This window comes from Amycolatopsis sp. NPDC003731, assembly GCF_053586895.1.
On record NZ_JBSFNC010000255.1, the window covers coordinates 1 to 7,533 of the forward strand.

The 7,533-nt window shown below is 69.0% G+C and carries 3 protein-coding genes and 1 rRNA gene; all 4 read left to right on the forward strand.

Translation table 11 applies throughout. From position 1 onward, the window contains the following. The first annotated feature begins 279 nt into the window (after positions 1-279). On the forward strand, positions 280-3,867 hold the full coding sequence (gene dnaE, locus ACWDN5_RS45575) for a DNA polymerase III subunit alpha (protein ID WP_310974220.1): 3,588 nt from the start codon (positions 280-282) through the stop codon (positions 3,865-3,867). 67 nt (positions 3,868-3,934) lie between these two features. Continuing rightward, entirely contained in the window at positions 3,935-5,404 is a 1,470-nt protein-coding gene (locus ACWDN5_RS45580) for an MFS transporter (RefSeq protein ID WP_310974218.1), read from the forward strand. Between the two features lie 428 nt (positions 5,405-5,832). Then, a complete protein-coding gene (locus ACWDN5_RS45585; RefSeq protein WP_449680666.1) occupies positions 5,833-7,014 on the forward strand; it encodes a low temperature requirement protein A in 1,182 nt (393 codons plus the stop codon). Positions 7,015-7,440: 426 nt separating this feature from the next. Beyond that, positions 7,441-7,533 (forward strand): 16S ribosomal RNA (locus ACWDN5_RS45590); the annotation flags it as partial.

Genomic DNA, 7,533 nt, shown 5'->3' on the forward strand with positions numbered 1-7,533 from the left:
GGTGCCGGGCGGTTCCCGCCATCCGCACGGCCGCGAACGTCGCGAATGACTCATTCGGGACGTGCGAGGTCCCGGATGAGTCATTCGCGGCACGCGGCGGGGTGCCGTCCGCGTGACCGTCCGGGCGCGGCGCGTGTCGTGATCGTTTCCGCCCGAAGGAGCCGCGCGTCGGTGCACTCCCGCGGCCCCGCCGAGGCGCACAATCGAGCCCGGCGAGTGCGGGATAAGGTGGGAGACCCGGGCGCGCCGGTCCGATCCACCTAGGGGAGGTTTTCGCTGGTGTCGAACGATTCCTTCGTCCACCTGCACGTCCACACCGAGTACTCGATGCTCGACGGTGCGGCGAAGATCGCCCCCCTCTTCGCGGAGGCCGCGCGCCTCGGCATGCCCGCGGTCGGCATGACCGACCACGGCAACATGTACGGCGGCGACGAGTTCTACCAGCAGTCCAAGAAGGCCGGGATCAAGCCGATCATCGGCATCGAGGCCTACATCGCGCCGGAGAGCCGGTTCCACAAGAAGCCCGTCTTCTGGGGTCAGGCCAACCAGCGCGGCTCGGACGAGTTCGGTGAGGGCGGCGACGTCTCCGGTGGCGGTGCGTACACGCACATGACCATGCTCGCCTCGAACGCGACCGGGCTGCGGAACCTCTTCAAGCTGTCCTCGCTGGCCAGCATGCAGGGCTACTACCGCAAGCCCCGGATGGACCGCGAGCTGATCTCCGAGAACCACTCGGGGATCATCGCCACCACCGGCTGCCCGTCGGGCGAGGTGCAGACCCGGCTGCGGCTGGGCCAGCGCGAGGAGGCCATCCAGGCCGCGTCCGACTACAAGGACATCTTCGGCGCGGACAACTTCTTCCTCGAGCTGATGGACCACGGCCTGCCGATCGAGCGGTCGGTCCGCGAGGGCCTCCTCGAGATCGGCCGGCTGCTCGACCTCAAGCCGATCGCCACCAACGACTCGCACTACGTCACCAAGGACCAGGCGGACACGCACTCGGCGCTGCTGTGCGTCCAGGCCGGCAAGACCCTCAACGACCCGACCCGGTTCAAGTTCGACGGCGACGGCTACTACCTCAAGTCCGCCGCCGAGATGCGCGAGTACTGGGACAAGGAGGTCCCGGGCGCGGCCGACACGACGCTGATGATCGCCGAGCGCGTCGAGTCCTACGAAGAGGTGTACGCGCACAAGGACCGGCTGCCGTTCTTCGAGGTGCCGGAGGGCTACGACCAGGGCAGCTGGCTGCGCGAAGAGGTCCAGCGCGGCCTCGAGTGGCGCTTCCCGGACGGCGTGCCGGACCCCTACTACAACGAGCGCATCGAGATCGAGCTCGACGTCATCATCGGGAAGGGCTTCCCGGCCTACTTCCTGATCGTCGCCGACCTCATCAGCTACGCCCGCCGCGTCGGCATCCGGGTCGGCCCCGGCCGTGGTTCGGCCGCCGGCTCGCTGGTCGCCTACGTCCTCGGTATCACCAACCTGGACCCGATCCCGCAGAAGCTGCTGTTCGAGCGGTTCCTCAACCCCGAGCGCGTCTCGATGCCCGACATCGACATCGACTTCGACGACCGCCGGCGCGGCGAGATGATCCGGTACGCCACCGAGAAGTACGGCGCGGACAAGGTCGCCCAGGTCATCACCTTCGGCACCATTAAAACCAAAGCGGCGATCAAGGACTCCGCGCGCGTCCACTTCGGCCAGCCCGGGTACGCGATCGCGGACAAGATCTCCAAGGCGCTGCCGCCGCCGATCATGGCGAAGGACATCCCGCTCTCGGGCATCGTCGACTCGAAGCACGAGCGCTACGGCGAGGCCGCCGAGGTCCGCGCGCTGGTCGAGACCGACGAAGAGTGCAAGACGATCTTCGAGACCGCCCGCGGCCTCGAGGGCCTGATCCGCAACGCGGGCGTGCACGCCTGTGCGGTCATCATGTCGTGCGACCCGCTGACCGACGCGATCCCGCTCTGGCAGCGCGACGACGGCTCGATCATCACCGGCTGGGACTACCCGTCGTGCGAGGCCATCGGCCTGCTGAAGATGGACTTCCTGGGCCTGCGGAACCTCACCGTCATCGGTGACGCGATCGACAACATCAAGGCCAACCGCGGGATCGACATCGACCTCGACACCCTCGGCGTCGACGACCCGGAGACGTACAAGCTGCTGGCCCGGGGCGACACGCTCGGCGTGTTCCAGCTGGACGGCGGCCCCATGCGCGACCTGCTCCGCCGCATGGAGCCCACGGTGTTCGACGACATCGTCGCGGTCGGCGCGCTCTACCGCCCCGGCCCGATGGGCATGAACGCGCACAACGACTACGCCGACCGGAAGAACAACCGGCAGAAGGTCAAGCCGATCCACCCGGAGCTCGACGAGCCGCTGCGGGAGATCCTGGCCGACACCTACGGCCTGATCGTGTACCAAGAGCAGATCATGCACATCGGCCAGAAGGTGGCCGGGTACACGATGGGGCGGGCAGATGTTCTGCGCCGCGCGATGGGCAAGAAGAAGAAGGAAGTCCTCGACCTCGAGTACGAGGGCTTCGAAGCCGGGATGAAGGCCAGCGACCTGGTCCCGGGCGGGTTCTCCGCCGAGGCCGTCAAGGCGCTCTGGGACACGATCCTCCCGTTCGCCGGCTACGCGTTCAACAAGAGCCACGCGGCCGCGTACGGCCTGGTCTCCTACTGGACCGCGTACCTCAAGGCGAACTTCACGCCCGAGTACATGGCCGCGCTGCTCACCTCGGTGGGTGACAACAAGGACAAGTCGGCGGTCTACCTGTCCGAGTGCCGCCGGCTCGGCATCAAGGTGCTGCCGCCGGACGTCAACGAATCGGCCCTGCGCTTCGCGGCCGTCGGGGACGACATCCGCTTCGGGCTGGGTGCCGTCCGCAACGTCGGCGCGAACGTCGTCGAGTCGATCATCAAGACCCGCGAGGAGAAGGGCAAGTACGCGTCCTTCACCGACTTCCTCGACAAGTCCGAGCTCGTGGCCTGCAACAAGCGGGTGATCGAGTCGCTGATCAAGGCGGGCGGGTTCGACTCGCTCGGCCACACGCGGCTGTCGATGATCCAGGTCCACGAAGACGCGGTCGAAGCCGTCGTCCCGCTCAAGCGCCAGGAGGCGATGGGCCAGTTCGACCTGTTCGGCTTCGGCGGCGACGAGGGGGAGGCGGCGCCGTCGTCGTCCCCGCTCGCGCACCTGAAGTTCGGCGAGGAGGAGTACCCGCGCAAGCAGCTGCTCGCCTACGAGCGCGAGATGCTCGGCCTCTACGTCTCGGCGCACCCGCTGGACGGCGCCGAGCGGATCCTGCGCAAGCACGCGCCCAAGCCGATCGCGAGCATCCTCAACGACCCGCCGAAGGAAGGTGAGCTCGTGATCTCCGGGCTGATCACCTCCCTCGAGCGGCGGGTCAACAAGAAGGGCGAGCCCTGGGCGATCTGCACGGTGGAGGACATGGACGCCTCCCTGGAGGTGCTGTTCTTCCCGAAGTCGTACGCGCTCTTCGCGAGTGAGCTGATCGAGGACAACGCGGTGCTGGTCAAGGGCCGGGTGAACTGGCGCGAGGACAAGATGTCGGTCTTCGGCGGCGGCCTGGCCACGCTGGACCTGTCCGAGGTCGGCACCGGCAACGGCGACGACGAGCCGCCGCTGGTCCTGCTGGCCGCGGCCGAGAAGATCGACCAGTCGGTGGTGAGCGAGCTGCGGTCGACGCTGCTCGCCCACAAGGGGGAGACCCCGGTGCACCTCAAGCTGGTGGGCAAGAACCAGACGGTCTTCGCGCTGTACGACTACCCGGTCAAGGTCAGCTCGATGCTGATCGGCGAGCTGAAGGGCATCCGCGGGATCACCGCGTCGACGTGACGTTCCGCGAGGCGGGATCCGGGCGCACAGCGCGCGCGGATCCCGCCTTTCGTGTTTGCTGGACAGGATGACGTACGAACCCGACCCCCGCCGCTGGAAAGCGCTTGCCGTCTCGCTGACGGCCGGGTTCATGGGCTTGCTCGACGTCAGCATCGTCAACGTCGCTCTCCCCTCGATGCAGGCCGGCCTGCACGCGAGCAGCGGCGGGATCCGCTGGGTCGTCTCCGGCTACGCGCTGGCGTTCGGCCTGGTCCTGGTCACCGGCGGCCGCCTCGGGGACGCGTTCGGCCGGCGGAACATGTTCCTCGGCGCCCTCGCCGCGTTCGTCCTCACCAGCGCGCTGGCCGGCGCGGCCCCGAACGAGCTCACGCTGGTCATCGCGCGGCTCGCCCAGGGGGTCGCGGCGGGCATGCTGACCCCGCAGAACACCGGCCTGATCCAGGACCTCTTCCGCGGCGCCGAGCGCGGCCGCGCGTTCGGGATGTTCGGCGCGGTCGTCGGGATCTCCACGGCGGTCGGCCCGATCCTCGGGGGCGCGATCATCGCGCTCTTCGGCGCGGAGGACGGCTGGCGCTGGGTGTTCTACGTCAACGTCCCGATCGGCGTGCTGGCGTTCGCCCTGGCCCTGCGGCTGCTGCCACGGAGTGAGAAGAAGCAGCTCCGGATCCGGTCGGAGATCGACTTCGTCGGGATCGGGCTGCTGGCCGTGGCCGTCCTCGGCGTGCTGCTCCCGGTCGTCGAATCCGACCAGGGCGGTCTCGCCCGGCTGTGGTGGCTGTTCCCCGTTGCGCTCGTCTTCGGGGTCGTGTTCGTGCGCTGGGAGCACTCGGTGGTCCGGCGCGGGCGGTCGCCGCTGCTGGACACCCGCCTGTTCACCGGCACCCCCGGCTACGCGGCCGGCGCGGCGGTCGGTGCGCTCTACTTCTGCGGCTTCGCCGGGATCTGGCTGGTCTTCGCGATGTACTTCCAGCAGGGCCTCGGCTATTCGCCGCTGCAGTCGGGCCTGTCGGTTACGCCGTTCGCGCTCGGGTCGGCGGTGTCGGCCGCGGTCGCCGGGCGGCTCGTGCCCCGCTACGGCCGCCGCCTCACCGTGACCGGGCTGGCCATGGTCGCCGCCGGGCTGCTGGGTGTCGCGCTGCTCGCCGAGCTGGTCCCGCCGTCGGCGTCCGGGTGGGCGTTCGCGCTGCCGCTGCTGTTCGCGGGCGTGGGCGGCGGGATGGTGATCTCGCCGAACACGACCTTGACGCTCGAGTGCGTGCCGGTCCGGATGGCCGGGGTCGCCGGCGGCGCGCTGCAGACCGGGCAGCGGATCGGCACGGCGATCGGCACCGCGGTGCTCGCGTCGGTCTTCGGCCTGGTCCTCGGCCGCGGTTATCCCGTGGCGCTCACCGTCGCGCTCGGCTGTGCGGCCGTCCTGACGTGCGGCGCGCTCGCCCTCGCGGTCGCCGAGCTCCGGGCGCGGCGGCACCGGGCGTCCGAGCAAGAGCGGGAAGCCCGGAAGGCCGAGACGTCCGCCGCGGACGTCCACCGGGGTTAGGACACTACTTTCCGCAGATTCGCGATGCTCCATCCGAGTGACGAGCGGGGAAAGACACTGGTGCTACGGAGAGCGACCGGGTAGATCTTATGGAGCCTTCACTGCGCGGCTTCGGCTACCGACAGTGGCAATCAGTCGGCCACCCGGGGATGGGGTGACCGGCTTGAGCGATCGAGGCGTCCGGAGTTCGAGGGAATGGACACACTCGGTCACCTTCCGTCCAGTGGGTGTCGGCGTCCGCGGGGGACCGTCCGGCACTCGCGGAAGGGCTGCCCATCGGTGCCCGCCGGCGCGTGACGGCGGCGGGCGGGCCCGGGTGAGGGGGAACCGGGCCCGTCCGTCTTCTTCACCCGTGTCGTGCTCGCCGCTCCCGTGCTGCTCGTGCTGGGATGATCGCGTCCGTCCGAGGCCGACGCGGGGGAGTCCCGATGACCGAACAGCCGTCCGGGACCCGGGTCTGGTACCGGCCGATGCGCTCCCGCGACCGCGGTGAGCACCACCGCGTCGCGACTCCGCTGGAACTGCTCTTCGACCTGTGTTTCGTGGTCGCCGTCGGCCAGGCCGCGGCGGCGTTGCACCACGCGCTCGCGGAGGGGCACGCCGCGCACGGCGTGACGTCGTTCGCGATGGTGTTCTTCGCGATCTGGTGGGGCTGGCTCAACTTCAGCTGGTTCGCCTCGGCGTTCGACACCGACGACGTCCCGTACCGGCTGGCCACGCTCCTGCAGATCGCCGGCGGGCTGACCATCGCGGCCGGGGTGTCCACCGCGTTCGAGGGCGACTTCCGGGTGATCGTCGCCGGGTACGTCCTGATGCGCCTGGCGATGGTGGTCCAGTGGCTGCGCGCGGCGCGGTCGGAGCCGGAGTGCCGTCCGGCCGCGCTGCGCTACGCCGCCGGGATCGTGGTGGTCCAGGTGCTGTGGATCGCGCGGCTGTGGGTGCCGGGGACGGCGGGCGCCGTCGCGTTCGTCGTGCTGGTGCTGGCGGAGCTCGCCGTGCCGGTGTGGGCCGAGAGCCGCGGCGGGACGACGTGGCACCCCCACCACATCGCCGAGCGGTACGGCCTGTTCACGCTGATCGTGCTCGGCGAGACGATCCTGAGCGCGACCAACGCGATCAAGGAGGGAACGGCCGAGCCCGGGCACATCGGAGCGCTGGTGTCACTGGCCGCGGCCGGCCTGGTGCTCGTGTTCTCGATGTGGTGGCTGTACTTCGACCGGCCGGGACACGCCCGGCTGGTCCGCCGCCCGGGCATGTTCACCTCGATGAGCTGGGGCTACGGCCACTACTTCATCTTCGCCTCCGCGGCGGCGGTCGGGGCGGGCCTCGAGGTGGCGGTGGCGTACGACACGGGCGCGCTGCACCTCCCCGGGGTGGCGGCGGCCTTGCCGACCACGGTGCCGGTCGCGGTGTTCCTGCTGAGCGTGTGGTTGCTGCACATAGGGCCGACGAACGAGTGCCGCCCGATCGCCATCGGCTTCCCGGCAACGGCGGCGCTGGTATTGGCGGCATCGTTCACGCCGGCGCCGATCCACGTGGCGGCCGTGCTGACGGCTGCGCTGGTGGTGCTGACGGTCGTCGCGACTCATGGATCTCAGCGGCCGGCTTGAGGGGAGCACCGGTCTCCGCGAGCTGCGCACCGGTCTCCCCGGCCTGACGGGCGGTCTCCGGCCGTGGGGGCGTATCGGTGCAGGTCAGAGGCCTTGCGCGAAAAAAGGTACCCCCCTGTGCAAGGGGGTTTCGGGGGCATGTAAAGTTCTCCAAGTCGCCAGGGAAACCGAGCGGCCGCCGGGAACACGAACCAAGCTCCCACGATCGTGGTAGAGTGGGTGGTCCCGAACCAGGGTGGTATCTCTGGAACAAAGCTTGAAACAAAAGCCGAAGACCAAGGCGCCTTCGCGGCGCGGCGGTCGGAAGTGTGTTGCTTGAGAACTCAACAGTGTGCTAGTGAACTAAGCCAGTAGAGCTTATATTTGAAACCCCTCGTCGGGGTTTCCTTTGAGAGCATTACATTGCCTCGATTGAATTCGAAGACATTGTTGGAGAGTTTGATCCTGGCTCAGGACGAACGCTGGCGGCGTGCTTAACACATGCAAGTCGAACGCTGAAGCACCTTCGGGTGTGGATGA